The sequence below is a fragment of the Enterobacter cloacae complex sp. 2015409 genome, from assembly GCF_041365315.1.
GTDB classification, from domain to species: Bacteria; Pseudomonadota; Gammaproteobacteria; order Enterobacterales; family Enterobacteriaceae; genus Enterobacter; species Enterobacter pseudoroggenkampii.
Map to the genome: position 1 here is coordinate 526,960 of NZ_JBFTVM010000001.1, position 23,388 is coordinate 550,347.

The 23,388-nt window shown below is 54.6% G+C and carries 24 protein-coding genes, 1 tRNA gene and 1 other annotated feature; of the genes, 12 read left to right on the plus strand and 13 right to left on the minus strand.

Going from position 1 to position 23,388, the window contains the following annotated elements; genetic code table 11:
• Window positions 1–129 precede the first annotated feature (129 nt).
• Both gndA and ugd read left to right on the plus strand, forming a co-directional pair.
• Window positions 130–1,536 carry an NADP-dependent phosphogluconate dehydrogenase gene (gndA, locus tag ACDO57_RS02365; protein WP_024908082.1) on the plus strand — a complete coding sequence of 469 codons (1,407 nt, stop codon included), beginning with the start codon at window positions 130–132 and terminating at the stop codon, window positions 1,534–1,536.
• A 226-nt stretch (window positions 1,537–1,762) separates the two neighbouring features.
• Window positions 1,763–2,929, plus strand: coding sequence for a UDP-glucose 6-dehydrogenase (gene ugd / locus ACDO57_RS02370; RefSeq protein ID WP_104950569.1), 1,167 nt, complete (start codon window positions 1,763–1,765; stop codon window positions 2,927–2,929).
• A 52-nt stretch (window positions 2,930–2,981) separates the two neighbouring features.
• Here the strand turns inward: ugd and ACDO57_RS02375 are convergent, their stop codons facing one another.
• Complete coding sequence (locus ACDO57_RS02375) at window positions 2,982–3,986, minus strand: NAD-dependent epimerase (RefSeq protein ID WP_370883479.1); 1,005 nt, start codon at window positions 3,984–3,986, stop codon at window positions 2,982–2,984.
• A 193-nt stretch (window positions 3,987–4,179) separates the two neighbouring features.
• Between ACDO57_RS02375 and wzzB the strand changes: the two genes are divergently transcribed.
• Window positions 4,180–5,160, plus strand: coding sequence for an LPS O-antigen chain length determinant protein WzzB (gene wzzB / locus ACDO57_RS02380; protein WP_370883480.1), 981 nt, complete (start codon window positions 4,180–4,182; stop codon window positions 5,158–5,160).
• Between the two features lie 40 nt (window positions 5,161–5,200).
• On the opposite strand, the gene hisIE is transcribed toward wzzB, so the two are convergent.
• From hisIE to hisL, 9 genes are all read right to left on the minus strand, one after another.
• Window positions 5,201–5,812, minus strand: coding sequence for a bifunctional phosphoribosyl-AMP cyclohydrolase/phosphoribosyl-ATP diphosphatase HisIE (gene hisIE / locus ACDO57_RS02385; protein WP_208763060.1), 612 nt, complete (start codon window positions 5,810–5,812; stop codon window positions 5,201–5,203).
• The gene (hisF, locus tag ACDO57_RS02390; protein ID WP_370883481.1) at window positions 5,806–6,582 is read right to left on the minus strand and encodes an imidazole glycerol phosphate synthase subunit HisF; all 777 of its coding nucleotides are present in this window, start codon (window positions 6,580–6,582) and stop codon (window positions 5,806–5,808) included. Before hisF ends, hisIE begins: the two co-directional genes overlap by 7 nt.
• Complete coding sequence (hisA, locus tag ACDO57_RS02395) at window positions 6,564–7,301, minus strand: 1-(5-phosphoribosyl)-5-[(5-phosphoribosylamino)methylideneamino]imidazole-4-carboxamide isomerase (RefSeq protein ID WP_148769857.1); 738 nt, start codon at window positions 7,299–7,301, stop codon at window positions 6,564–6,566. Before hisA ends, hisF begins: the two co-directional genes overlap by 19 nt.
• Window positions 7,301–7,891 carry an imidazole glycerol phosphate synthase subunit HisH gene (gene hisH, locus ACDO57_RS02400; protein WP_208763058.1) on the minus strand — a complete coding sequence of 197 codons (591 nt, stop codon included), beginning with the start codon at window positions 7,889–7,891 and terminating at the stop codon, window positions 7,301–7,303. The genes hisA and hisH overlap by 1 nt, the downstream gene beginning before the upstream one ends.
• Complete coding sequence (gene hisB / locus ACDO57_RS02405) at window positions 7,891–8,958, minus strand: bifunctional histidinol-phosphatase/imidazoleglycerol-phosphate dehydratase HisB (protein WP_208763057.1); 1,068 nt, start codon at window positions 8,956–8,958, stop codon at window positions 7,891–7,893. Before hisB ends, hisH begins: the two co-directional genes overlap by 1 nt.
• Window positions 8,955–10,016, minus strand: coding sequence for a histidinol-phosphate transaminase (gene hisC, locus ACDO57_RS02410; RefSeq protein WP_370883482.1), 1,062 nt, complete (start codon window positions 10,014–10,016; stop codon window positions 8,955–8,957). Before hisC ends, hisB begins: the two co-directional genes overlap by 4 nt.
• Window positions 10,013–11,317, minus strand: a complete 1,305-nt coding sequence (gene hisD / locus ACDO57_RS02415) for a histidinol dehydrogenase (RefSeq protein ID WP_047061175.1) — start codon at window positions 11,315–11,317, stop codon at window positions 10,013–10,015. Before hisD ends, hisC begins: the two co-directional genes overlap by 4 nt.
• A 5-nt stretch (window positions 11,318–11,322) precedes the next feature.
• Complete coding sequence (hisG, locus tag ACDO57_RS02420) at window positions 11,323–12,222, minus strand: ATP phosphoribosyltransferase (RefSeq protein WP_000886595.1); 900 nt, start codon at window positions 12,220–12,222, stop codon at window positions 11,323–11,325.
• Between the two features lie 45 nt (window positions 12,223–12,267).
• Window positions 12,268–12,391, minus strand: a sequence feature (His leader region).
• Window positions 12,367–12,417 carry a his operon leader peptide gene (gene hisL / locus ACDO57_RS02425; protein ID WP_001364200.1) on the minus strand — a complete coding sequence of 17 codons (51 nt, stop codon included), beginning with the start codon at window positions 12,415–12,417 and terminating at the stop codon, window positions 12,367–12,369. (Overlaps the previous feature by 25 nt.)
• A gap of 175 nt (window positions 12,418–12,592) precedes the next feature.
• Here hisL and ACDO57_RS02430 point away from each other — a divergent pair, with 175 nt between their 5' ends.
• The 4 genes from ACDO57_RS02430 to plaP all read left to right on the plus strand — a co-directional run bounded on the left by ACDO57_RS02430 (window position 12,593) and on the right by plaP (window position 16,018).
• Window positions 12,593–13,417 carry an SDR family oxidoreductase gene (locus ACDO57_RS02430; RefSeq protein WP_024908072.1) on the plus strand — a complete coding sequence of 275 codons (825 nt, stop codon included), beginning with the start codon at window positions 12,593–12,595 and terminating at the stop codon, window positions 13,415–13,417.
• Window positions 13,418–13,458: 41 nt separating this feature from the next.
• The gene (locus tag ACDO57_RS02435) at window positions 13,459–14,388 is read left to right on the plus strand and encodes a LysR substrate-binding domain-containing protein (RefSeq protein ID WP_370883483.1); all 930 of its coding nucleotides are present in this window, start codon (window positions 13,459–13,461) and stop codon (window positions 14,386–14,388) included.
• 219 nt (window positions 14,389–14,607) lie between these two features.
• Window positions 14,608–14,670, plus strand: coding sequence for a membrane protein YoeI (gene yoeI, locus ACDO57_RS02440; RefSeq protein ID WP_100245854.1), 63 nt, complete (start codon window positions 14,608–14,610; stop codon window positions 14,668–14,670).
• Entirely contained in the window at window positions 14,660–16,018 is a 1,359-nt protein-coding gene (gene plaP / locus ACDO57_RS02445; RefSeq protein WP_008499462.1) for a putrescine/proton symporter PlaP, read from the plus strand. Before yoeI ends, plaP begins: the two co-directional genes overlap by 11 nt.
• 123 nt (window positions 16,019–16,141) lie before the next feature.
• On the opposite strand, the gene sbcB is transcribed toward plaP, so the two are convergent.
• On the minus strand, window positions 16,142–17,578 hold the full coding sequence (gene sbcB, locus ACDO57_RS02450; RefSeq protein ID WP_370884105.1) for an exodeoxyribonuclease I: 1,437 nt from the start codon (window positions 17,576–17,578) through the stop codon (window positions 16,142–16,144).
• Between the two features lie 198 nt (window positions 17,579–17,776).
• Here sbcB and dacD point away from each other — a divergent pair, with 198 nt between their 5' ends.
• The 4 genes from dacD to ACDO57_RS02470 all read left to right on the plus strand — a co-directional run bounded on the left by dacD (window position 17,777) and on the right by ACDO57_RS02470 (window position 21,181).
• Window positions 17,777–18,943 (plus strand): serine-type D-Ala-D-Ala carboxypeptidase DacD, encoded by a 1,167-nt coding sequence (gene dacD / locus ACDO57_RS02455; RefSeq protein ID WP_370883484.1) that lies wholly within the window; start codon window positions 17,777–17,779, stop codon window positions 18,941–18,943.
• Window positions 18,944–19,062: 119 nt separating this feature from the next.
• Window positions 19,063–19,536: a DNA gyrase inhibitor SbmC gene (gene sbmC / locus ACDO57_RS02460; protein WP_235404692.1), complete on the plus strand. Its 474-nt coding sequence runs from the start codon at window positions 19,063–19,065 to the stop codon at window positions 19,534–19,536.
• A 92-nt stretch (window positions 19,537–19,628) separates the two neighbouring features.
• The gene (locus tag ACDO57_RS02465) at window positions 19,629–20,687 is read left to right on the plus strand and encodes an FUSC family protein (RefSeq protein WP_024908067.1); all 1,059 of its coding nucleotides are present in this window, start codon (window positions 19,629–19,631) and stop codon (window positions 20,685–20,687) included.
• Between the two features lie 158 nt (window positions 20,688–20,845).
• A complete protein-coding gene (locus tag ACDO57_RS02470) occupies window positions 20,846–21,181 on the plus strand; it encodes a DUF496 family protein (protein ID WP_008499467.1) in 336 nt (111 codons plus the stop codon).
• Window positions 21,182–21,228: 47 nt separating this feature from the next.
• Here ACDO57_RS02470 and ACDO57_RS02475 read toward each other — a convergent pair whose 3' ends face one another.
• Both ACDO57_RS02475 and ACDO57_RS02480 read right to left on the minus strand, forming a co-directional pair.
• On the minus strand, window positions 21,229–21,564 hold the full coding sequence (locus tag ACDO57_RS02475) for a gamma-glutamylcyclotransferase family protein (protein ID WP_267215047.1): 336 nt from the start codon (window positions 21,562–21,564) through the stop codon (window positions 21,229–21,231).
• Window positions 21,565–21,617: 53 nt separating this feature from the next.
• Window positions 21,618–21,693, minus strand: a tRNA-Asn gene (locus tag ACDO57_RS02480).
• Between the two features lie 161 nt (window positions 21,694–21,854).
• Here ACDO57_RS02480 and emmdR point away from each other — a divergent pair.
• A complete protein-coding gene (gene emmdR, locus ACDO57_RS02485; RefSeq protein ID WP_139210916.1) occupies window positions 21,855–23,309 on the plus strand; it encodes a multidrug efflux MATE transporter EmmdR in 1,455 nt (484 codons plus the stop codon).
• The last annotated feature ends 79 nt before the right edge of the window (window positions 23,310–23,388 follow it).

Genomic DNA, 23,388 nt, shown 5'->3' on the forward strand with positions numbered 1-23,388 from the left:
AATATACAAGTTGAATCGTGACTAACCATCAAACATTAATAATATTATAAATTTGTTTCATAAAAAACATTGCTTAATATTCCAATAATTTGGAAAATATGTATAAAACACACCTGACAGGAGTATGTAATGTCCAAGCAACAGATCGGCGTTGTCGGTATGGCAGTGATGGGGCGCAACCTGGCGCTCAACATCGAAAGCCGTGGTTATACCGTCTCCGTTTTCAACCGCTCCCGTGATAAGACCGAAGAAGTCATTGCCGAGAATCCAGGCAAGAAACTGGTTCCTTTCTATACGGTGAAAGAGTTCGTTGAGTCTCTGGAAACGCCTCGTCGTATCCTGTTAATGGTGAAAGCGGGCGCAGGTACCGATGCAGCTATCGACTCCCTCAAGCCTTACCTCGAAAAAGGTGACATCATCATTGATGGCGGTAACACCTTCTTCCAGGACACCATTCGTCGTAACCGTGAACTGTCCGCAGAAGGCTTCAACTTCATCGGTACCGGTGTTTCCGGTGGTGAAGAGGGCGCGCTGAAAGGCCCATCCATCATGCCTGGCGGCCAGAAAGATGCATACGAACTAGTTGCGCCTATCCTGACCAAAATCGCAGCCGTGGCTGAAGATGGTGAGCCTTGCGTAACCTATATCGGTGCTGACGGTGCAGGTCACTATGTGAAAATGGTGCACAACGGTATCGAATACGGCGACATGCAGCTGATCGCTGAAGCCTATTCCCTGCTGAAAGGCGGTCTGAACCTCTCTAACGAAGAGCTGGCTGAAACCTTTACCGAGTGGAACAAAGGCGAGCTTAACAGTTACCTGATTGACATCACCAAAGATATCTTCACGAAAAAAGATGAAGAGGGTAAATACCTGGTTGATGTGATTCTGGATGAAGCAGCGAACAAAGGTACCGGTAAATGGACCAGCCAGAGCTCTCTGGATCTGGGCGAACCGCTGTCTCTGATCACCGAATCTGTCTTCGCGCGTTACATTTCTTCCCTGAAAGAGCAGCGCGTCGCGGCGTCTAAAGTGCTGTCTGGCCCACAGGCTAAACCAGCAGGCGATAAAGCAGAATTCGTTGAAAAAGTGCGTCGTGCACTGTACCTGGGTAAAATCGTTTCTTACGCGCAGGGCTTCTCTCAGCTGCGTGCGGCATCAGACGAGAACAACTGGGACCTGAACTACGGTGAGATTGCGAAGATCTTCCGTGCGGGCTGTATCATTCGTGCCCAGTTCCTGCAGAAAATCACCGATGCCTATGCTGAAAATGCCGGTATCGCCAACCTGCTTCTGGCACCGTACTTCAAGAAGATTGCGGACGAATACCAGCAGGCGCTGCGTGATGTAGTTGCCTATGCTGTCCAGAATGGTATTCCGGTTCCAACCTTCTCTGCTGCAGTAGCCTACTACGACAGCTACCGTGCGGCAGTCCTGCCTGCAAACCTGATTCAGGCACAGCGTGACTACTTCGGTGCGCATACTTACAAGCGTACCGATAAAGAAGGTGTGTTCCATACCGAATGGATGGAATGAGTTAACACGCTCGCTGTCATCGCAACCCGGAGCTCGTCTCCGGGTTTTTTTATGCAAAAACTGCCGCCTGTTACTCGAAGTAGTCTGAATCTCATCCCCCTCGCAGTGATTACTCCTGGTTTGCCTTGACAGTCCAGTTTGCCAGGAGGTACAAAGCCCAACAGTTATGTTTATCGCGATGGCCTGGGGGCCATCAGTACAGTTAACTTACAGAAGTCATTAGCGAATGAAAATTACAATCTCCGGAACAGGATACGTCGGTCTCTCTAACGGCATTCTGATTGCTCAGAATCATGAAGTGGTTGCGCTGGATATCGTGCAGGCCAAAGTGGATATGCTCAATCAGAAAAAATCTCCGATTGTCGACAAAGAAATCCAGGACTATCTCAGCAATAAACCGCTGAATTTCCGCGCCACGACTGACAAAGAAGATGCATATCGCGATGCAGATTACGTCATCATTGCGACGCCTACTGACTACGATCCTAAAACCAACTACTTCAACACCTCAACCGTCGAAGCGGTGATCAAAGACGTTATCGCGATCAACCCTCGTGCGGTGATGGTCATTAAGTCAACGATTCCTGTTGGTTTCACTAAATCCATCAAAGAGAAGTTTGGGATTGATAACATCTTCTTCTCGCCGGAGTTCCTGCGCGAGGGGAGAGCACTTTACGATAACCTGCATCCTTCGCGTATTGTTATTGGCGAACGCTCTGAGCGTGCTGAGCGCTTTGCCGCGCTGCTTCAGGAAGGGGCGCTTAAGAAAGATATTCAGGTGTTGTTTACCGACTCCACTGAAGCTGAGGCGATTAAGCTCTTCGCGAATACCTATCTGGCAATGCGAGTGGCTTATTTCAATGAGCTCGACAGTTACGCAGAGAGTCTTGGACTGAACACCCGTCAGATTATTGAAGGGGTGTGTCTCGATCCGCGCATTGGTAATCACTACAACAACCCTTCATTTGGCTACGGTGGCTACTGTCTGCCAAAAGACACCAAGCAACTGCTGGCAAACTACCAGGCTGTGCCAAACAACCTGATATCGGCGATTGTTGATGCTAACCGTACACGTAAAGATTTTATCTCCGATTCCATCCTTGCGCGTCAACCGAAAGTCGTCGGCGTATACCGTCTGATCATGAAGAGTGGCTCCGATAACTTCCGCGCTTCTTCTATTCAGGGGATCATGAAGCGCATTAAGGCGAAAGGGGTTGAGGTTGTCATCTATGAGCCTGCCATGCCGGACGATCAGTTCTTCAATTCACGGGTGATCCGCGATCTGGACGCCTTTAAGAAAGAAGCCGATGTCATCATTTCAAACCGCATGGCGGAAGAGCTGGCTGACGTGGCGGATAAGGTTTATACCCGCGATCTGTTTGGTAGCGACTGATTCTCTGCTTTATCCTATAAAAAACCCGGCTGAGTTGCCGGGTTTTTTATTTTCAGACTTTGTAGAAATCGCGGTACCAGTCAACGAAGTTCTTCACCCCATCTTTAACCGAGGTTTGTGGTTTAAATCCGATCGCGTCATAAAGTGGCTGGGTATCGGCGCTGGTTTCCAGAACATCCCCGGCCTGGAGTGGCATCATATTTTTTTCCGCTTTTTTACCCAGGGCCTCTTCCAGAGCGGTGATGTAGTCCATCAGCTCTACTGGTGAACTGTTGCCGATGTTGTAAACCCGGTAAGGCGCTGAGCTGCTTGCAGGTGACCCGGTCTCAACGGTCCAGTTTGAGTCAGGCTGGGGAATAACATCCTGCAGGCGAATAATCGCTTCAGCAATATCATCAATGTAAGTGAAGTCGCGCTTCATCTTACCGTAGTTATAGACATCGATGCTTTTGCCTTCAATCATCGCCTTCGTAAACTTGAATAACGCCATGTCCGGGCGCCCCCATGGGCCGTACACAGTGAAGAAACGCAGGCCGGTGGTTGGCAGATTGTAAAGATGCGAATACGTATGCGACATCAGCTCATTGGCTTTTTTGGTCGCGGCATAGAGTGATACCGGGTGATCCACGGAATCGTCAGTCGAGAAGGGCATCTTGCGGTTGAGGCCATATACGGAGCTGGATGAGGCATAAAGCAGATGCTGAACGTTGTTATGGCGGCAGCCTTCCAGCACGTTGAGATGGCCGATAAGGTTGGCGTCCGCGTACACGTGAGGGTTTTCAAGGGAGTAGCGCACACCCGCTTGCGCGGCCAGATGAATCACACGATCAAACTTCTCACCGGCGAAAAGCGTGGCCATACCTTCCCGGTCAGCTAATTCCAGCTTGTGGAAGGTGAACCCCTCAGAGTTTAACAGTTCCAGGCGTGCCAGCTTCAGGTTGACATCGTAGTATTCATTAAGGTTATCAATACCGACAACCTGATAACCGGCCTCCAGGAGGCGTTTACTGACATTTGCACCGATAAAACCAGCTGCACCCGTTACCAGAAATTTCATCTCTTCCCTCATAGCCTATATTCTTACAGATGCCATAGCGCATCACATGGCCTCTATGATAGCGCGAAGGGAGGTAAGTTACATAACCGATCTTTCCGATATTACTCATCGGATTCTTATAGAAAAATTGCCAGCAATAGATAAACTATGCAAACAACATTATGTTTGCCCGTTTTCATCTGTTAGGGATTGTATGACACAAAATAACAATAGCCAGGTCAGTCGAAGCAATGATCCTGAGCAAATCGATTTACTTGATTTAGTGCTGCAGCTGTGGCGTGGGAAGTGGATGATAGCAACTTTTGTTGTCGTTTTTATCGTCCTGGCAATTGGATATCTCTCTGTCGCAAAGGAAAAATGGACCTCAAGTGCGATTATTGCACAACCTGATGCAGCTCAGATAGCAACCTATTCCAACGCATTGAACATCCTCTACGGCAGCGCTGCACCGTCGATGCTTGACATTCAAACTCGCGCGATTGGCCGTTTTAACTCTTCATTCTCGGCATTATCTCAGGCGCTTGAGAACCAGCAGGAGCCAGAGAAACTGACTATAGCGCCGACTGTGACCGGACAGCCGCTCCCGCTCAGTGTTTCCTATACCAGTACCTCTGCAGAAACCGCTCAGAGACAGCTGGCACAATACATCCAGCAGGTCGATGAGCAAACGGCGAAAGAACTTGCCGTTGACCTTAAGGACAACATCAAGGAACAGATAAAAACCCTGAATGACTCCCTGCAAAACCAGGAGAAGGTCGCTCAGGAGCAAAAAGATCTGCGTATCAAACAGATTGCTGAGGCACTCAAGAACGCTGAGGCCGCGAAAATTACCTCTCCACAGCTCCAGCAAACCCAGGATGTCACGCAGGAAACGTTGTTCCTGCTGGGAAGTGAGGGGCTGAAATCGATGATTGACAATGAGGCTTCTCGTCCGTTGGTCTTCCCAACAGCCTATTACCAGACCAAGCGAAATCTGCTGGACATCCAGAATCTCAATGTAAACCCGGATACGATCCACGTATATCGTTACGTCATGAAGCCGGATCTGCCTGTCCGCCGCGATAGCCCGAAAAAAGCTATGATTCTGATTCTTGCCGTGCTGCTGGGTGGAATGATTGGTTCAGGTGTGGTACTTGGCCGTAACGCCTTACGCAACTACAAACCAACAGCCTGATTTGCAGATTAAAAAAAACCGGGGATATACCCCGGTTTTTTTATTTGTGACGCTTACGAAGGTTCTCTATCACCGCCGTCAAATCCAGCTCCTGATCCTGCAGCAGCACCAGCAGGTGATACATCAAATCAGACGCTTCATTCGTCAGTTCCTCGCGGTCATGCACGGTCGCGGCCAGTGCTGTCTCAACGCCTTCTTCTCCCACCTTCTGGGCGATACGCTTGGTCCCGCTGGCGTACAGCTTCGCAGTATAAGAACTCTCCGGATCCGCCGTTTTACGCTCTGCCAGCAGCTGTTCCAGTTGATACAGGAACAACCACTGGTGGCTCGTTTCACCGAAGCAGCTGCTGGTGCCCTTATGGCAGGTCGGTCCGATTGGGTTTGCCAGCACCAGCAGGGTATCGTTATCGCAGTCAGGCGTTATGCTGACCACGTTCAGGAAATGACCCGAGGTTTCCCCTTTGGTCCACAAACGTTGTTTCGTGCGCGAGAAAAACGTGACTTTGCCGCTGTCGATCGTTTTTGCCAGCGCGTCCTGGTTCATATACCCCAGCATCAGCACTTCGCCTGAGACGGCATGCTGGACAACTACCGGCAGTAATCCGTCCGTTTTTTTCCAGTCCAGCTGCGCCTGTTGTTGCTCTGTTAACATACCCTGATCTCCACGCCCTGGTCGGCCAGGTACGTTTTTAACTCACCAATATTAATAATCTGTTTGTGGAACACGGACGCGGCCAGCGCACCGTCCACGTTGGCATCGCGGAAGGCTTCGAGGAAGTGTTGCATGGTGCCCGCGCCGCCGGAGGCGATCAGCGGAACGTGGCAGACCGCACGGACTTTTTTCAACTGCCCGAGGTCATACCCGTTACGCACGCCATCCTGGTTCATCATGTTGAGGACAATCTCGCCCGCGCCACGCTTCTGCACTTCCTGCACCCAGTCGAGCGTTTCCCACTGCGTTACGCGCGTGCGGCTTTCGTCACCCGTATATTGATTGACGTGGTACTTGCCCGTTGCGGCGTCATACCAGGTGTCGATCCCAACCACAATACACTGCACGCCAAAACGGTCGGCCAGGCGGGTGATCAGCTCCGGGTCGGCCAGGGCAGGGGAGTTGATGGAAATCTTGTCGGCACCAAACGAGAGAATTTGGGCCGCATCGTCAGCGGATTTAATCCCGCCCGCCACGCAGAACGGAATATCGATCACTTCCGCCACGCGCGCCACCCAGCTTTTGTCGACCACGCGTCCATCGCTGGAGGCGGTGATATCATAAAAGACCAGCTCGTCTGCCCCTTCATCGGCATAGCGTTTTGCCAGCGGGACGATGTCGCCAATGATCTCGTGGTTGCGGAACTGCACGCCTTTCACGACCTGGCCGTCACGTACGTCCAGGCAAGGGATTATCCGTTTTGCCAGCATTGAATCGCCTCCGTCACCGTAAATTTACCTTCCAGCAGGGCTCGGCCCACAATCACGCCCTGTACGCCCGTTCCGCGCAGCGCGGCAATATCGTTTAAATCACCAATTCCGCCCGAAGACTGGAACGCCACCTGCGGATAACGCGCGCAGACCTCTTCATACAGCGAGACGTTGGAGCCCGCCAGCGTACCGTCGCGAGAGATGTCCGTGCATAACACGTGCTTCAGGCCGACGGGGAGATACATCTCGACCAGCGCTTCCAGCGTCACGCCGGAGTTTTCCTGCCAGCCGCTGACCGCCACCTGCTTATTACCCTGTTCATCAATACGAACATCCAGCGCCAGCACCAGCGCGTCGGCGCCAAAGCGGCGGAACCAGCCTTTTACGGTCTCTGGCTCTTTCACGGCGGTTGAACCGACCACCACGCGCGCTACGCCCGCGTCCAGCAGCGCCGCAACGTCATCTTCCGTACGCACGCCGCCGCCAACCTGTACCGGCACATCAACACCGGCGACCAGATTTTTCAGCAGGGGGATCTGGCGCTTCGCCGGATCTTTCGCGCCCGTCAAATCCACCAGATGCAGCACCTGCGCACCCTGGGCGGCATAATCCTGCAGACGCGGCAGCGGGTCGTTTCCGTAGTCTCGCTGCTGGCCGTAATCGCCCTGGTGGAGACGGACAACCGTGCCGTCAATTAAATCTAAAGCGGGAATAATCATCACATCTCCAGGAAGTTTTTCAGCAGCTGCGCGCCTGCGGCGCCAGAGCGCTCCGGGTGAAACTGCACGCCGAAGAAATTGTCTTTCTGTACGGCCGCGGTAAACGCCTCGCCGTAGGTGCACTGGGCGATCGTATTCACGTTCACCGGCATGGCGTAGCTGTGTACGAAGTAAAAATACGCGCCGTCTTCAATGCCGCGAAAAAGCCTGTCGCCCGCTTTGGCGTACACGCGGTTCCAGCCCATATGCGGCAGAGGCAGGCCGTGATCGGTCATTTTCGGCACGTCTTCGTCAATAATGCCCAGCAGGTCAACGCCGTTGCTCTCTTCGCTGCGGCGGCCCAGGATCTGCATGCCCAGGCAAATCCCCAGCACCGGCTGGGTACAGGCTTTGATTAGATCGACCAGCTCGCGTTCGCGAATCTGATCCATCGCGGCCTGTGCGGTTCCCACACCCGGTAAAAAGAGTTTGTCGGCACGCAGCACTACGTCCGGGTCACGGCTCACCACCGGCTCATAGCTGTGGCGAGCAATGGCCGATTTTACGGAGTTCAGGTTGGCGCATCCGGTATCCAGAATCACCACGTTCATTACAGGACTCCTTTTGATGAGGGCAGGGCGTCACCTTCCACGCGGATTGCCTGGCGCAGCGTTCGGCCGAAGGCCTTGAAGAGACTCTCTACGCGGTGGTGGTCGTTCTTGCCTTTGGTCTTCAGGTGTAGCGTCAGGCCCATGGTGTAGGACAATGAACGGAAGAAGTGCTCCACCATTTCGGTGCTCAGATCGCCCACGCGCTGGTAATTGAAGTCTGCTTTATATTCCAGGTGCGGACGACCTGAAATATCCATTGCACAGCGCGCCAGACACTCGTCCATCGGCAGGACAAAGCCAAAACGATTGATGCCGCGTTTATCACCAAGCGCCAGCTTGAGAGCTTCGCCCAGCGCCAGGCCGGTATCTTCCACGGTGTGGTGATCGTCAATATAAAGGTCGCCTTTTACCGTGATCTCCATGCGGAAACCGCCGTGGGTGGCAATCTGGTCCAGCATGTGGTCGAAGAAACCGACGCCGGTGTGGATCTTGCTGCCGCCTTCGCGGTCCAGCCAGACCTTCACATCAATCTGCGTCTCTTTGGTGTTGCGTTCAACGTGCGAGAAGCGGTCACGTTTTGTCAGCTGTTCGCCAATCATCGCCCAGTTAAGGTTGTTGCGGTCGTAGCGAAGCCCCGCGATGCCCATGTTTTCCGCGAGCGTAATATCGGTAATACGATCGCCGATGACATAGCTGTTGGCCTTATCCAGCACATCCGCCGCCAGATAGCGCTCGACCAGCTTCACCTTTGGCTTACGGCAGTCGCACTCGTCGGCCGGCATGTGAGGGCAAATCAGTACCTCATCAAAAACCACACCCTGAGAGGTCAGAACCTGCATCATCAGATTATGCGGGCCGTCAAAGTCTGCCTGCGGGAAGCTGTCGGTACCCAGACCGTCCTGGTTGGTGATCATCACCAGCTTGTATCCGGCTTTTTGCAGCTTGAGCAGCACCGGGATCACGTCAGCTTCAAACGCCAGCTTGTCGAATCGGTCGACCTGAAAATCAGCTGGTGGCTCCGAAATAAGGGTGCCGTCACGATCGATGAAAAGGATCTTCTGGGTCATACTTTCTCCGCTTTCAGGGCGTCAATTACGCGCTGGCTCTCTGCGCGGGTGCCGACGGTAATGCGCAGGCATCCGCTCAGAGAAGGTTGTTTGTTCTGGTCTCGTAAGATAATGCCCTGATCCCACAAAGATTTAAATACGGCGCTGGAGGCGGTAAAGCGCACCAGGATGTAGTTGGTTTCCGAGTCGAATACCTGCTCCACGCACGGGATATCCTTCAGGGCGGTCACCAGGTACTGACGTTCCTCCAGGATTTGCGCCACGCGCTCGCGCATGGCGTTAATCCCCTGAGGCGTCAGCGCCTGTGCCGCAATATCGGCAACCGGCGTCGAGAGGGGGTACGGAGCGATCACCTTCAGCAGCAGGTCGATGACCTCTTTATTGGCCAGCGTAAAGCCGCAGCGCAGGCCCGCGAGGGCGAAAGCCTTCGACAGCGTACGCAGCACCACCAGGTGCGGATACTCTTCAATCCAGCCTGCCAGCGTCGCCTTCGGGCAGAACTCGATGTAGGCTTCGTCGGCCACCACCAGCGCTTTACCGCGCGTCATCTCCAGCAGGGTTCGGATATCCTGCGGGTTGATAATCTGCCCGGTCGGGTTGTTCGGGCTACAGACAAACACGACTTTTACGCCGTCAAGATTGTCGGCAATGCCCTGCAGATCCAGCTGCCAGTTCTCCAGGGAGAGCACGTTGCGGCACGCCACCCCGAAGGTTTCCGCGCTGACGCTGTACATGCCGTAGGTCGGCTGGCAGTACATCACCGCATCTTTGCCCGGCTCGCAGAAGGCGCGGATCAGCAGTTCAATGCCCTCATCCGCGCCGCGGCTGACCAGCACCTGCTCCGGCTTCACGCCCGCGTACTGCGCGTAGTTTTCAATCACCGCTTTTGGCTGACACTCCGGATAGCGGTTCAGCGTTTGCTGCGACAGCTCAAACTGCACCGCCGTTGGATATTCGTTGGCGTTCAGCCAGACATCCCCTTTACCACCCAGACGACGCGCAGACTGATAGGGCGTCAGGCGACGGACATTTTCGCGGGCTAATTCTTCAATGTTCATGCTTGCTCCTTCAGGGCTGCAACGCGCAGCGTAACGGCATTTTTGTGGGCGGTCAGGCGCTCGGCGGCGGCCAGGGTTTCAATAGTAGACGCCAGTGACGCAAACCCTTCGCGGGAGAGCTCCTGCACGGTCATGCGTTTCTGGAAATCCGCCAGGCCCAGGCTGGAACAGGTTGAGGTATAGCCATACGTTGGCAGCACGTGGTTGGTGCCGGAGGCGTAATCGCCCGCAGACTCAGGTGACCAGTCGCCGAGGAACACCGAGCCCGCGCTGGTAATGCTGTCGACCAGATCGCGCGCGTTGCGGGTCTGAATAATCAGGTGCTCCGGGCCGTACTGGTTAGAAATGGCAATGCACTGGTCCAGGTCGCGCGCCACAATCAGGCGGCTGGCCGCTAACGCCTGGCGTGCCGTGTCGGCGCGGGGCAGGTCGGCAAGCTGACGCTCCACGGCTTCGCCTACGCGTTTTGCCATATCGGCATCCGGCGTAAGCAGGATGACCTGCGAGTCCGGGCCGTGTTCCGCCTGTGAAAGCAGGTCGGACGCCACGAAGTCCGGCGTGGCGCCGCTGTCGGCAATCACCAGCACTTCAGACGGACCGGCGGGCATATCGATGGCCGCACCGTCCAGACGCTGGCTGACCTGGCGCTTAGCTTCGGTCACGTACGCATTTCCCGGGCCAAAGATTTTGTCGACCTTGGGAATGGATTCTGTGCCGAACGCCAGGGCTGAAATCGCCTGCGCGCCGCCCACTTTATAGACCGCCTGCACCCCGCACAGCTTCGCCGCGTACAGGATCTCGTCGGCAATCGGTGGCGGTGAGCAAAGCACCACTTTCTGACATCCGGCAATGCGTGCGGGAGTCGCCAGCATCAGTACGGTGGAGAAAAGCGGGGCAGAGCCGCCGGGAATATAGAGGCCGACGGACGCAACCGGGCGCGTGACCTGCTGGCAACGCACGCCGGGCAGGGTTTCCACATCCACGGTCTGCAGCTTTTGCGCGGTGTGGAAGGTATCAATATTTTTCACCGCAACGGCCATCGCCTGCTTGATGTCGTCACCCAGACGATTGCTGGCATCAATGATTTCCTGCTCGGTAACCCGTAATGCGCCGACTTCCGTCTTATCAAACTTTGCGCTGTATTCACGTAGCGCGTCATCGCCGCGGGCTTTGACGTTATCCAGGATCTCCGCCACGGTGCGCGAGATGCTTTCAGAGGCGGAAATTGCCGGGCGCATCAGCAGCTCGCGCTGCTGTGCGTCGCTACAGGTATTCCAGTCGATGATTGTGTTAAAGCTCATGGCCATTACTCCATCATCTTCTCAATCGGCAGCACCAGGATGGAGCTTGCGCCCAGCGCCTTCAGTTTTTCCATGGTTTCCCAGAACAGGGTTTCGCTGCTCACCATGTGCATCGCCACGCGCTGCTGATCGCCCGCCAGCGGCAGGATGGTTGGACGCTCGGCGCCAGGCAGCAGGGCAATCACTTCATCCAGACGCTCGGTCGGGGCGTGCATCATGATGTACTTGGACTCACGCGCCTGAATTACGCCCTGAATACGGGTCAGTAGTTTGTCGATCAGCTGCTGCTTAGCGTCGGCCATCTCGCCGTCACGCTGAATCAGGCACGCTTTGGAGCGGTAGATCACTTCCACTTCGCGCAGACCGTTCGCTTCCAGCGTCGCGCCGGTAGAGACGAGGTCACAGATGGCGTCCGCCAGACCCGCACGCGGGGCCACTTCAACAGAGCCGTTCAGCAGACAGGATTTAAACTGCACGCCTTTCTGATCCAGATAACGCTTTAACAGGTGAGGGTAGGAGGTGGCGATACGTTTGCCGTTCAGCGCGGCCGGACCGTCCCAGGCTTCATCAACCGGCGTCGCCAGCGACAGGCGGCAGCCGCCGAAGTCCAGACGACGCAGGGTGAAGTAACGCGGGTCTTCGCCCTGCGCGCGGCGGGTCAGCAGCTCTTCTTCCAGCACGTTTTCCCCGATGATGCCGAGGTCAACGACGCCATCCATGACCAGGCCGGGAATATCGTCATCACGCACGCGCAGAATGTCGATGGGCATGTTTTCAGCCAGAGCAATCAGGCGCTGGGTGTGCAGGTTAATTTTAATCCCGCAGCGGGCCAGCAGTTCGCGTGAATCGTCACTCAAACGGCCTGATTTTTGAATAGCTATGCGTAAACGTGAGTTATCTAACATTCTTTATTCCTCGTTAACCTGTTTTAACCTGTCTGAATTCGGTCCAAAAAAAAGCCCCCGGAAGAAGATCTTCCGGGGGCTTTTTCATGCGTTCATGCACCACTGGAAGATCCAAACGTCTTCCAGCATACATCGCCTGAAAGACTAGTCAGGATGATGGTGATGATGGTGGTGTTTAAATTGAACGCGTGTCATATAAATTCTCGATGAATGCTTATTCATTTGATGTCTTTTAACGTAAACCAGTTGTACGACATATTGCAAGGGCTTTTTTTGATCATTAATTCATTTCATATTGATGCTATGAATTGTGTGTTCTGCCGGGCTGGCGTAGCCTTATAAAAGACGAGTGAGAGTCAGGAGAATTCGCATGAAAAAGGTCGCGATTGTCGGTTTAGGATGGCTGGGAATGCCGCTGGCGATGTCATTAGCCGCGAAAGGCTGGCAGGTGACCGGGAGCAAAACCACGGCGGATGGGGTAGAGGCAGCGCGCATGTGCGGTATTGATGGCGTTGAACTGCGTCTTGAACCGGAACTGGTGTGTGATGCTGACGACCTGGACACGCTGATGAACGTCGATGCGCTGGTGATCACTCTCCCCGCACGGCGCAGTGGCCCGGGCGAGTCGTTTTATCTGCAGGCGATGCAGGAGATTGTCGACAGCGCGCTGGCGCACCATGTTCCCCGCATCATTTTTACCAGCTCGACCTCGGTCTATGGTGAGGTTGAGGGCGTGGTGAAAGAAAGTTCCGAGCGCCGTCCCGTTACGGCCAGCGGTCAGGTTCTGAAAGAGCTGGAAGACTGGCTGCATAATCTTCCCGGCACGCAGGTTGATATCGTACGTCTGGCGGGGCTGGTGGGCCCTGGCCGTCATCCGGGACGCTTTTTCGCCGGGAAGTCTGCCCCAGATGGCCAGCATGTTGTCAATCTTGTGCATCTTGACGATGTTGTTGCCGCGATTGAGCTACTCTTACAGGCTCCGAAAGGTGGACACATCTATAATATATGTGCACCGTCTCATCCGGCGCGCAGCACGTTTTACCCGCTGATGGCACGTCAGCTGGGCCTGGCGCCGCCGGTCTTTGGTGAGGCAAAGGATGACAGTAAAGGCAAAATTGTTGATGGCAATCGCATTTGTCATGAGCTGGGGTTTGAGTATCAGTATCCCGATCCGCTGGTGATGCCCATGGAATAAGTCCCGCAGCGGAGACGATCGCACACCAGAAGGGGGCGAGCATGAAACCGCTGCTGGATGTTCTTATTATTCTGGATGCACTGGAAAAAGAGGGGAGCTTTGCCGCTGCGTCGGCAAAGCTCTACAAAACCCCATCTGCGTTGAGCTATACCGTTCAAAAACTGGAAAGCGATCTCAATATCCAGATCCTCGATCGCTCCGGGCATCGAGCCCGTTTTACCCGTACCGGGCAAATGCTGCTTGAAAAGGGACGCGAAGTCCTCCACACCGTTCGTGAACTCGAAAAACAGGCCGTAAAACTCCACCAGGGCTGGGAAAACGAGCTGGTGATTGGCGTGGATGATACCTTTCCCTTTTCTCTCCTGACGCCGCTGATTGAAGCCTTTTATCAACACCACAGCGTGACCCGACTCATTTTTATAAACGGCGTGCTGGGAGGCTCCTGGGATGCCTTAACCCAGGGCAGGGCGGATATTTTTGTCGGTGCACTCCACGAGCCTCCCCAGTTGAGCGAGTTTGGTTTTGCGCGTCTGGGCGTGCTGGAGCAGGTGTTCGCCGTGGCGCCCCATCATCCGCTGGCTCAGGAGCCTGAGCCGCTTAACCGCCGCGTGATTAAAGGCTACCGCGCCATCGTGGTCGGGGACAGCTCTCGCCCGGAATGTGCGGTTTCCTCGCAGCTGCTTGACGAGCAGGAGGCCATCACCGTTTTCGACTTTAAAACCAAGCTGGAGCTGCAAATCAGCGGTCTGGGCTGCGGCTATTTACCCCGCTATCTGGCACAGCGGTACATTGACAGCGGTGCGCTTGTTGAAAAACAGGTACTTGCTCAAAACAGCCATGAATCGGTATGGGTGGGCTGGAATGAGCAAACCGCCGGGCTCGCCAGCGCCTGGTGGCGGGACGAAATTTTAGCAAATAGTGCTATCGCTGCTGTATATGCTCAGGGCAGTGCCGAGAAATCAGCCAGTTAGAAAAAAGAAAATTACCCGCTGCGTTGCAAAGTATTGCCTTTTGTATCCGATGTGGGGCAAAATGCGGCCGCTGCAACCAAATGAATAATCGACGATATAAAAGGCGTCGGTTATTTTTTTTTGCATGTACGAAACGAAACTAAAAACCAAGAGGCCGGGCTTCGTACCGGATAGATATTTACTAAAATCCGACAGTTGTTGTCGCTGAGGAAGAAAGAAATGGGGCAATTTTTCGCTTACGTGGCGGTTATCACCGTAAAGGAGATTAACTATGTCGCATAACGCAACTCCAAACACCTCTCGCGTGGAATTACGTAAAACGCTTACGTTGATTCCGGTTGTTATGATGGGCCTGGCCTATATGCAACCGATGACGCTGTTCGATACATTCGGTATCGTATCGGGCCTCACCGACGGTCATGTGCCGACGGCTTACGGCTTCGCGCTGATTGCGATCCTCTTTACCGCGCTGAGCTACGGTAAGCTGGTGCGTCGCTATCCGTCTGCGGGTTCCGCCTACACCTATGCCCAGAAATCCATCAGCCCGACGGTTGGCTTTATGGTGGGCTGGTCTTCGCTGCTCGACTATCTGTTCGCGCCGATGATCAACATTCTGCTGGCAAAAATCTATTTTGAAGCGCTGGTGCCATCGATTCCCTCGTGGATGTTCGTCGTGGCGCTGGTGGCCTTTATGACGGCCTTTAACCTGCGCAGCATCAAGTCCGTTGCCAACTTTAACTCTGTTATCGTTGTGCTTCAGGTTGTGCTGATTGCGGTTATTCTTGGCATGGTTATTTACGGCGTATTCCACGGCGAAGGTGCGGGCACCCTGGCGAGCAGCAAACCGTTCTGGTCTGGTGATGCGCATGTGATCCCGATGATTACCGGGGCAACCATTCTGTGCTTCTCCTTTACCGGTTTTGACGGGATCAGCAACCTGTCTGAAGAAACGAAAGATGCAGAGCGCGTGATTCCTCGTGCCATCTTCCTGACGGCGCTGATTGGCGGTCTGATCTTTATTTTCTCGACCTATTTCCTGCAGCTGTACTTCCCGGATATCTCTCGCTTCAAGGATCCGGATGCGTCTCAGCCGGAAATCATGCTCTATGTGGCGGGTAAAGCGTTCCAGGTCGGCGCGCTGATCTTCTCCACCATCACCGTACTGGCGTCCGGTATGGCCGCGCATGCAGGCGTTGCGCGTCTGATGTACGTAATGGGCCGCGATGGCGTATTCCCGAAAAGCTTCTTCGGCTACGTGCATCCAACATGGCGTACCCCGGCGATGAACATTATCCTGGTCGGTGCGATCGCGCTTCTGGCGATTAACTTTGACCTGGTGATGGCAACGGCGCTGATTAACTTCGGTGCGCTGGTGGCGTTCACCTTTGTTAACCTGTCGGTTATCTCTCAGTTCTGGATCCGTGAAAAGCGTAACAAGACGCTGAAAGATCACTTCCAGTATCTGTTCCTGCCGATGTGTGGTGCCCTGACCGTGGGCGCGCTGTGGGTTAACCTGGAAGAGAGCTCGATGGTGCTTGGCCTGATTTGGGCGGGTATCGGCCTGGTTTACCTGGCCTGCGTCACGAAGAGTTTCCGTAACCCGGTTCCTCAGTACGAAGACGTCGCGTAAGACTGTGTCGGGTGGCGGCTACGCCTTACCCGACCTACATACCCCGTAGGCCCGCGTAAGCGCAGCGCCACCGGGCAAAAAAAAAGCCGGAGACATCGCCTCCGGCTTTTTTATACCCATCGATCAAACTATCTCTTGCGCGTACTGGTACAGGGATTTCAGCAGCGCCTGTTTCTCAGCATTCCCTTCATACTGGCCATAAAGCATTTCCAGCTCCTGGGCGTAGCTGTGCAGATATTCTGGCGTAAACACGTTACGACGGTGCTGCAGCCAGCGTTCCTGCTCTGCTTCATCCAGGGTTCCCGGGTAATTACGCGCGCGGTAATTAAACATCAGCTTTTCGATGCGCTTATCAGCGAAGGTGATATCCAGCGCAGGTAAGTTGCGCGGCTCGGTTTGCAGAACGATATTCATGGCCGCGCGATCGGCATCACTGAAGAAACCGTTATAGAGCTGGGCGTCCACGTTTTCAGACGGCACGAACGGCTCGGCTTCGGCAAAGATGGCGACCACTTTCTCGCGCACCTGCGGATTTTCACGCAGCACTTTGAGATTATCGAGGCAGTGCTGGCGGTTAATGCCGAGTCTGTCCGCATCTTCCGGGCGCAGCGTATTCGCCTGCGCCAGGACCGGACATTTATTGATATGCACCAGTTTGACCGGCACCGCAGGCAGATCGCCGAGTTCATTCTTCGGCGTGTACAGCCGTTCACGCAGGGTATCGCTGTCGAGCTCCAGCAACGGTGAAATATCGCCCGCCAAATCCACCATGATGACCGCATTACGGTTGTCCGGATGCCACGCCAGCGGGGCGACCCAGCTGGTATTGCCGCGCCATGCGCCAAACATGCCGGAAATATGCACCAGCGGCTTCATCTGCGGCACATCAATCAGCGTGGTCAACTTCTGTTTACTGCGGTGGCTCAGCAGATACTCGAACAGCCGGGGCTGTGCGCTTTTCACCAGCTTCGCCATGGCAATGGTGGCATAGACGTCCGCCATCGCGTCGTGGGCATTGCTGTGCTCAATGCCGTTGGCGCGCGTCAGGTGTTCCAGCCGGAAGCTGGTCAGCCCTTCCTCATTTTCCGGCCAGTGAATGCCCTCAGGACGCAGGGCGTAGCAGGCGCGCATGATGTCGAGCAAATCCCAGCGCGAATTGCGGTTCTGCCAGCTCCAGGCATAGGGATCGTAGAAGTTACGATAGAAGATGTTGCGCGTCACTTCGTCATCGAAGCGGATGTTGTTGTAACCGACCACGCAGGTGTTGGGGACGGTAAACAAGTCGTGGATGCGTCGGGCGAATTCTGCCTCGTTAACGCCTTTTTCCCGCGCTTCCTGAGGGGTGATCCCGGTGACCATGACCGCGCCGGGCTGCGGCAGATAGTCATCCGCAGGCTTGCAGTAAAAGACCTCGGGCTCGCCAATGATGTTGAATTCGTCGTCGGTACGGATGGCGGCAAACTGCGCCGGTCGGTCCAGCGCCGGGTGCGTGCCAAAGGTTTCGTAATCGTGGAACAAAAAAGTCGGGCGAGCGGCAGAGTCAGACACCAGTAATACCATCCTGTTAAAAAATGACGTCACTATGGTAAACGATCGTGCGGGTCAGACCGAATAAAAAGCACCGCCGCGTCGCAAATTTGCGCGCCAGCTTCAGAGAAAAATCTGCGTTCTGTCACATTTTTTTGCAATTAAGCCAGGTAACGACATCAGAACTCCCGTAAAAAGGTCATCGATTTTTAATGACCTGAGGATATACCGTTGAAACGCCGTCTGTTTATTGCTGTTTCTTTACTCGCTTCGAGTGTCTCATCTGCTTTTGCGGCCGAACCACTGGATTTTTCGCCGCAGCCTCCGGCCATTCAGGCTGGCTCCTGGGTGCTGATGGATTACACGACTGGTCAGATTTTAACGGCGGGCAACGAACATCAACAACGTAATCCGGCGAGCCTGACCAAGCTGATGACGGGCTATGTGGTGGATCGGGCCATTGATAGCCACCGCATTACCCCGGATGACATCGTCACCGTAGGACGTGATGCCTGGGCAAAAGGGAACCCGGTGTTTGACGGTTCATCGCTGATGTTCCTGAAAGAGGGCGATCGCGTCTCCGTGCGCGATCTGAGCCGCGGCCTGATTGTCGATTCCGGCAACGACGCCTGCGTGGCGCTGGCCGATCACGTGGCGGGTGGGCAGCCGCAGTTTGTGAAGATGATGAACGACTACGTGCGGAAGCTGAACCTTCGCGATACGCATTTTGAAACCGTCCACGGGCTGGACGCGCCCGGCCAGCACAGCTCGGCGTATGACCTGGCCGTTCTCTCCCGGGCCATCATCCACGGCGAGCCTGAGTTTTATCATATGTACAGCGAAAAGAGCCTGACCTGGAACGGAATCACCCAGCAAAACCGTAACGGCCTGCTGTGGGATAAGACCATGAACGTGGACGGGTTGAAAACGGGGCATACCTCAGGGGCCGGTTTTAACCTGATTGCGTCTGCCGTAGACGGCCAGCGCCGGTTAATCGCGGTGGTGATGGGGGCGGACAGTCCGAAAGGGCGCGAAGACCAGGCCCGGAAACTGCTGCACTGGGGGCAGCAGAATTTCGATACGGTGCAGATCCTGCATAGCGGTAAAAAAGTGGGGACAGAGCGGATCTGGTACGGCGATAAGGAGCAGGTGAAGCTGGGTACCGACCAGGACTTCTGGCTGGCCTTGCCGAAAGCAGAGGTTCCCAACATCAAAGCCAAGTACGTGCTGGATAAGAAAGAACTGGAAGCGCCGATCGCCGCGCATCAGCGGGTCGGGGAGATTCAGCTCTATGACCGCGACAAGGTGGTAGCCCACTGGCCGCTGGTCACGCTGGAAGCCGTTGATAAAGGCGGCCTGTTCTCTCGTCTGAGCGATTATCTGCATCACACGCTTTAACTGCTGCTGAGCAGACTGGCAGGGTTGCGAGTCTGCTCACATAATAAACACTCCTCGTTTGCTGATAATGATAATCCCGTTTTATAGTGTATAAATATACAGTGATAAACGGAGGCAGCATGGACTACAGCATTACGCAGCAACAGAAACGTAAGATTGCCGGTTTTCATTTGGTCGGCCCGTGGGAACACACGGTAAAACAGGGCTTTGAACAGCTGGTGATGTGGGTCGACGGGCGTCACATTGAGCCGCTGGAGTGGGTGGCGGTTTACTACGATAACCCGGATGAAGTCCCGCCAGAAAAACTGCGCTGTGATACGGCCGTTACGGTACCGGATGATTTCGTTATCCCGGAAAACAGCGAAGGCGTCATGATGACGGAAATCGCGGCCGGGGATTATGCCGTGGCGACGGCGCGCGTGGAAAACTACGACTTCGCCACGCCGTGGTATCAGTTCTTCAATTCCCTGCTGCAGGACAATAAGTACCAGATGGCGCTCAAACCTTGCTTCGAACGCTATCTCAATGACGGCAATGCGGACGGTTACTGGGATATCGAAATGTATATCGCGGTAGAGCATAAAACGGTTTAAGCCTGCTAAGTGAAGGGTTTTTCAGCCGGGAGCGATCCGCCCGGCCGAAAACACAGTACAATTGTGATTTGCCGTGTAGCTGGAGAGCGGGTGTGCGTCCCGACAAATCATTAACCCCTTTTGAAATTCGGTTGTACAAACACTACCGCGTGGTGCATGGATGCCGCATCGCGCTGGCTTTCGTGCTGACGTTTGTACTGGTGCGTTTATTGGATGTTCCGGAAGGGACGTGGCCGCTGATCACGCTGGTGGTGGTGATGGGGCCCATCTCGTTTTGGGGGAACGTTGTTCCGCGCGCCCTGGAGCGCATTGGCGGGACCGTGTTAGGTTCGGCTCTGGGGCTTATCGCCCTCAAACTGGAGCTTATCTCGTTTCCGGTGATGCTGGCATGGTGCGGTGCCGCCATGTTCCTGTGCGGCTGGCTGGCGTTGGGTAAAAAGCCGTATCAGGCGCTGCTGATCGGTATTACTCTCGCGGTGGTGGTCGGTGCACCCGCCGGGGATATGACCACGGCGCTGTGGCGAAGCGGGGATGTCATCCTGGGTTCACTGCTGGCGATGCTCTTCACCGGTATCTGGCCGCAGCGCGCTTTTCTGCACTGGCGTATTCAGATGGCCAGCTACGTCACCGCGTTTAACCGCGTCTATCAGGCCGGTTTTTCCCCGAATCTGGTTGAGCGCCCGCGCCTGGAAAAGCACCTGCAGACCATCCTTAACGACGTGGTCAAAATGCGCGGCTTGATCACGCCAGCCAGCAAAGAAACCCATATTCAGAAATCAATTTTCGAAGCTATTCAGACGGTGAGCCGCAATCTGGTCTGCATGCTTGAACTGCAAATCAACGCACACTGGGCCACGCGACCCAGCCATCTGTTGATGCTTAACGCGCAGACTCTCAAAGAGACCCAGCAGATGACGCAGCAAACGCTGTTGACCATCGCCCATGCGCTCTACGAAGGTAACCCGCAGCCGATCCTGGCCAACAGCGAGCGTCTGAATGAGATCGTTGCGGAACTGAAGCAGTTAATCAATGAGCGCCAGAGCGATAACGTGGCGGAAACGCCTATTCATGGCTACGTCTGGCTGAGCATGGAACTGGCGCGGCAGCTTGAGCTGTTATCGCACCTGATTTGCCGGGCGCTGCGCAAATAAAAGGCGTATGTGACGCCTGCTGCTTCGATTCAGCAGCAATTGGGGTTATGATAGCTTTAAACGATATACTCATTGTCATTCGCGGCCGCTGTCAGTAAGGTTATTGTTACAACGGTTGCTTTAACGAATCCGAATCTCACATTATCAGGGGTGTAAAAATGGAAACTACCAAGCCTTCGTTCCAGGATGTTCTGGAATTCGTCCGCCTGTTCCGCCGCAAAAACAAACTGCAGCGTGAAATCCAGGACGTTGAGAAGAAGATCCGTGACAACCAGAAACGTGTTCTGCTGCTCGACAACCTGAGCGACTACATCAAGCCAGGCATGAGCGTTGAAGCTATTCAGGGCATCATCGCCAGCATGAAGAGCGACTATGAAGACCGTGTTGATGACTACATCATCAAAAATGCTGAGCTGTCCAAAGAGCGTCGTGACATCTCTAAAAAGCTGAAAGTGATGGGCGAAATCAAAAACGGCGAAGCAAAAAGCGAGTAATCGCAGCGAATAGTGAAAAAGGCTCTCTGGTGACAGAGAGCCTTTTTTTATGGTTCAGAACGCGGCTGTAGCTGGTAAATCCAGGCTTGAACCTGCTCGCCTTCAGAGGTGGTCACCGTGACCTCAACCCGATCGTAGCCGTCTTCAAACTCATCCAGCATTGGCCAGTGTGCGGCAAGGCTATCAGAGATAAACAGATAGCCTTCGACGCGGGGACCATCGGGGTGGAGCACGATCCCCGGGAAGTCCGCCGCAGCGCCCCAGCCGCGTTCGTAAAACGTACCGGATACGGAACCGGCCAGCCATTGGCCGCCAATCTTTTCAAGAATATGCGCATTTGAGTGGCCCGGGCGCAGCGTGCCGTAGACAAACAGAGCGTTCATTTTCCCTCATCCGCAAAGCAAAAAGCCTGCTTTAAAAGCAGGCTTTTTAAATTTGGCTCCTCTGACTGGACTCGAACCAGTGACATACGGATTAACAGTCCGCCGTTCTACCGACTGAACTACAGAGGAATCGTTGTGGAGGTTTATCTTAGCGGCGAAAAAAGTTTTGTCAAACCTGATCTTAGGGAAAATCGACTGATTGCTGATTCTGTCGTCAGTTTGTTGTAAATCCACACATCTTTTTCCGGAAAATACTTTGCAGGATGAGCATTTCTCCCCCATCATTTGAAATGGAGTTTCAACTTTTCTCGCTAAGGTCCATTTTGAACGTTACTGCCTCCTTACGCCAGGCGATCGTGCGCACGCCATGGTATGCAAAACGTAAAAGCTATCGGGTTCTCTTCTGGCGTGAAATCACCCCTCTTGCCGTGCCTATCTTCCTGGAAAATACCTGCGTTTTGCTGATGGGGGTCCTGAGCACCTTCCTGGTGAGCTGGCTGGGGAAAGAGGCGATGGCCGGGGTGGGGCTTGCGGACAGCTTTAACATGGTGGTGATTTCGTTCTTTGCCGCCATAGACCTCGGGACGACGGTGGTGGTGGCCTTTAGCCTCGGCAAGCTTGACCCCAAACGTGCACGCGAGGCGGCCCGCCAGTCGCTGATGATCATGACCATTTTTTCAATTGTTCTGGCGGCGGTGATCCACTATTTCGGCAAAGAGATTATCGACTTTGTCGCCGGGGAGGCCACGAATGAGGTTAAAGACCTGGCGCTGACCTACCTGGAAATGACCGTCATCAGCTATCCGGCGGCGGCCATTGCGCTGATTGGTAGCGGTGCGCTGCGCGGGGCGGGCAACACCAAAATTCCGCTGCTGATCAACGGCGGAATGAATATCCTGAATATCATTATCAGCAGCGTGCTGATTTACGGTGTGTTCTCGTGGGACGGGCTGGGGTTCGTCGGCGCCGGACTGGGGCTGACCATTTCACGCTATATCGGTGCGGCTGCCATCATCGGGGTGCTGATGGCGGGGATCACCCCCTCGCTACGTCTGACGCTGAAAAGTTATTTCCGCCCCTTTAATTTCGCCATTATCTGGGAAGTGATGGGGATCGGCATTCCTGCAAGCATTGAGTCGGTGTTGTTTAACGGCGGGAAATTGCTGACGCAGATGTTTGTCGCCGGCATGGGCACCGACGTGATCGCCGGTAACTTCATCGCCTTCTCCATCGCCTCGCTAATTAACCTGCCGGGTAACGCGCTGGGCTCTGCATCAACCATCATCACCGGGAAACGGCTCGGGAAAGGGCAGATAGGCCAGGCGGAGCGACAGCTGCGGCACGTCTTCTGGCTGTCGACCATTGGACTGACCGTGATTGCCTGGGGAACCGCCCCGTTTGCCGGGTTAATGGCTTCGTTCTATACCCACGAAGACGACGTTAAAGAGGTCGTTAAGATCCTCATCTGGCTCAATGCGGCTTTTATGCCCATCTGGGCGGCCTCATGGGTACTGCCCGCCGGGCTAAAGGGCGCGCGCGATGCCCGCTTTGCGATGTGGGTGTCGATGCTAGGCATGTGGGGATGTCGCGTCGTGGCGGGGTATACGCTCGGGGTGATGCTCGGATGGGGAGTGGTCGGCGTCTGGCTGGGGATGTTCCTCGACTGGGCCGTGCGGGGCGCGCTGTTCTACTGGCGGATGGTCAGCGGGCGCTGGCTGTGGAAATATCCGCGAAAAAATGCCTGACAATTGCGCGAAATGGAGAATAATTCGGCAAACGATCGGAAATATGCATTCTGCCTTTGACATCCCGGGGAGGCATCGA

Coding starts and splice junctions, on each gene's coding strand:
- gndA (WP_024908082.1), top strand. CDS start 130: ATGTCCAAGCAACAGATCGGCGTTGTCGGTATGGCAGTGATGGGGCGC.
- ugd (WP_104950569.1), top strand. CDS start 1,763: ATGAAAATTACAATCTCCGGAACAGGATACGTCGGTCTCTCTAACGGC.
- ACDO57_RS02375 (WP_370883479.1), bottom strand. CDS start 3,986: ATGAAATTTCTGGTAACGGGTGCAGCTGGTTTTATCGGTGCAAATGTC.
- wzzB (WP_370883480.1), top strand. CDS start 4,180: ATGACACAAAATAACAATAGCCAGGTCAGTCGAAGCAATGATCCTGAG.
- hisIE (WP_208763060.1), bottom strand. CDS start 5,812: ATGTTAACAGAGCAACAACAGGCGCAGCTGGACTGGAAAAAAACGGAC.
- hisF (WP_370883481.1), bottom strand. CDS start 6,582: ATGCTGGCAAAACGGATAATCCCTTGCCTGGACGTACGTGACGGCCAG.
- hisA (WP_148769857.1), bottom strand. CDS start 7,301: ATGATTATTCCCGCTTTAGATTTAATTGACGGCACGGTTGTCCGTCTC.
- hisH (WP_208763058.1), bottom strand. CDS start 7,891: ATGAACGTGGTGATTCTGGATACCGGATGCGCCAACCTGAACTCCGTA.
- hisB (WP_208763057.1), bottom strand. CDS start 8,958: ATGACCCAGAAGATCCTTTTCATCGATCGTGACGGCACCCTTATTTCG.
- hisC (WP_370883482.1), bottom strand. CDS start 10,016: ATGAACATTGAAGAATTAGCCCGCGAAAATGTCCGTCGCCTGACGCCC.
- hisD (WP_047061175.1), bottom strand. CDS start 11,317: ATGAGCTTTAACACAATCATCGACTGGAATACCTGTAGCGACGCACAG.
- hisG (WP_000886595.1), bottom strand. CDS start 12,222: ATGTTAGATAACTCACGTTTACGCATAGCTATTCAAAAATCAGGCCGT.
- ACDO57_RS02430 (WP_024908072.1), top strand. CDS start 12,593: ATGAAAAAGGTCGCGATTGTCGGTTTAGGATGGCTGGGAATGCCGCTG.
- ACDO57_RS02435 (WP_370883483.1), top strand. CDS start 13,459: ATGAAACCGCTGCTGGATGTTCTTATTATTCTGGATGCACTGGAAAAA.
- plaP (WP_008499462.1), top strand. CDS start 14,660: ATGTCGCATAACGCAACTCCAAACACCTCTCGCGTGGAATTACGTAAA.
- sbcB (WP_370884105.1), bottom strand. CDS start 17,578: ATGGTATTACTGGTGTCTGACTCTGCCGCTCGCCCGACTTTTTTGTTC.
- sbmC (WP_235404692.1), top strand. CDS start 19,063: ATGGACTACAGCATTACGCAGCAACAGAAACGTAAGATTGCCGGTTTT.
- ACDO57_RS02470 (WP_008499467.1), top strand. CDS start 20,846: ATGGAAACTACCAAGCCTTCGTTCCAGGATGTTCTGGAATTCGTCCGC.
- ACDO57_RS02475 (WP_267215047.1), bottom strand. CDS start 21,564: ATGAACGCTCTGTTTGTCTACGGCACGCTGCGCCCGGGCCACTCAAAT.
- emmdR (WP_139210916.1), top strand. CDS start 21,855: ATGGAGTTTCAACTTTTCTCGCTAAGGTCCATTTTGAACGTTACTGCC.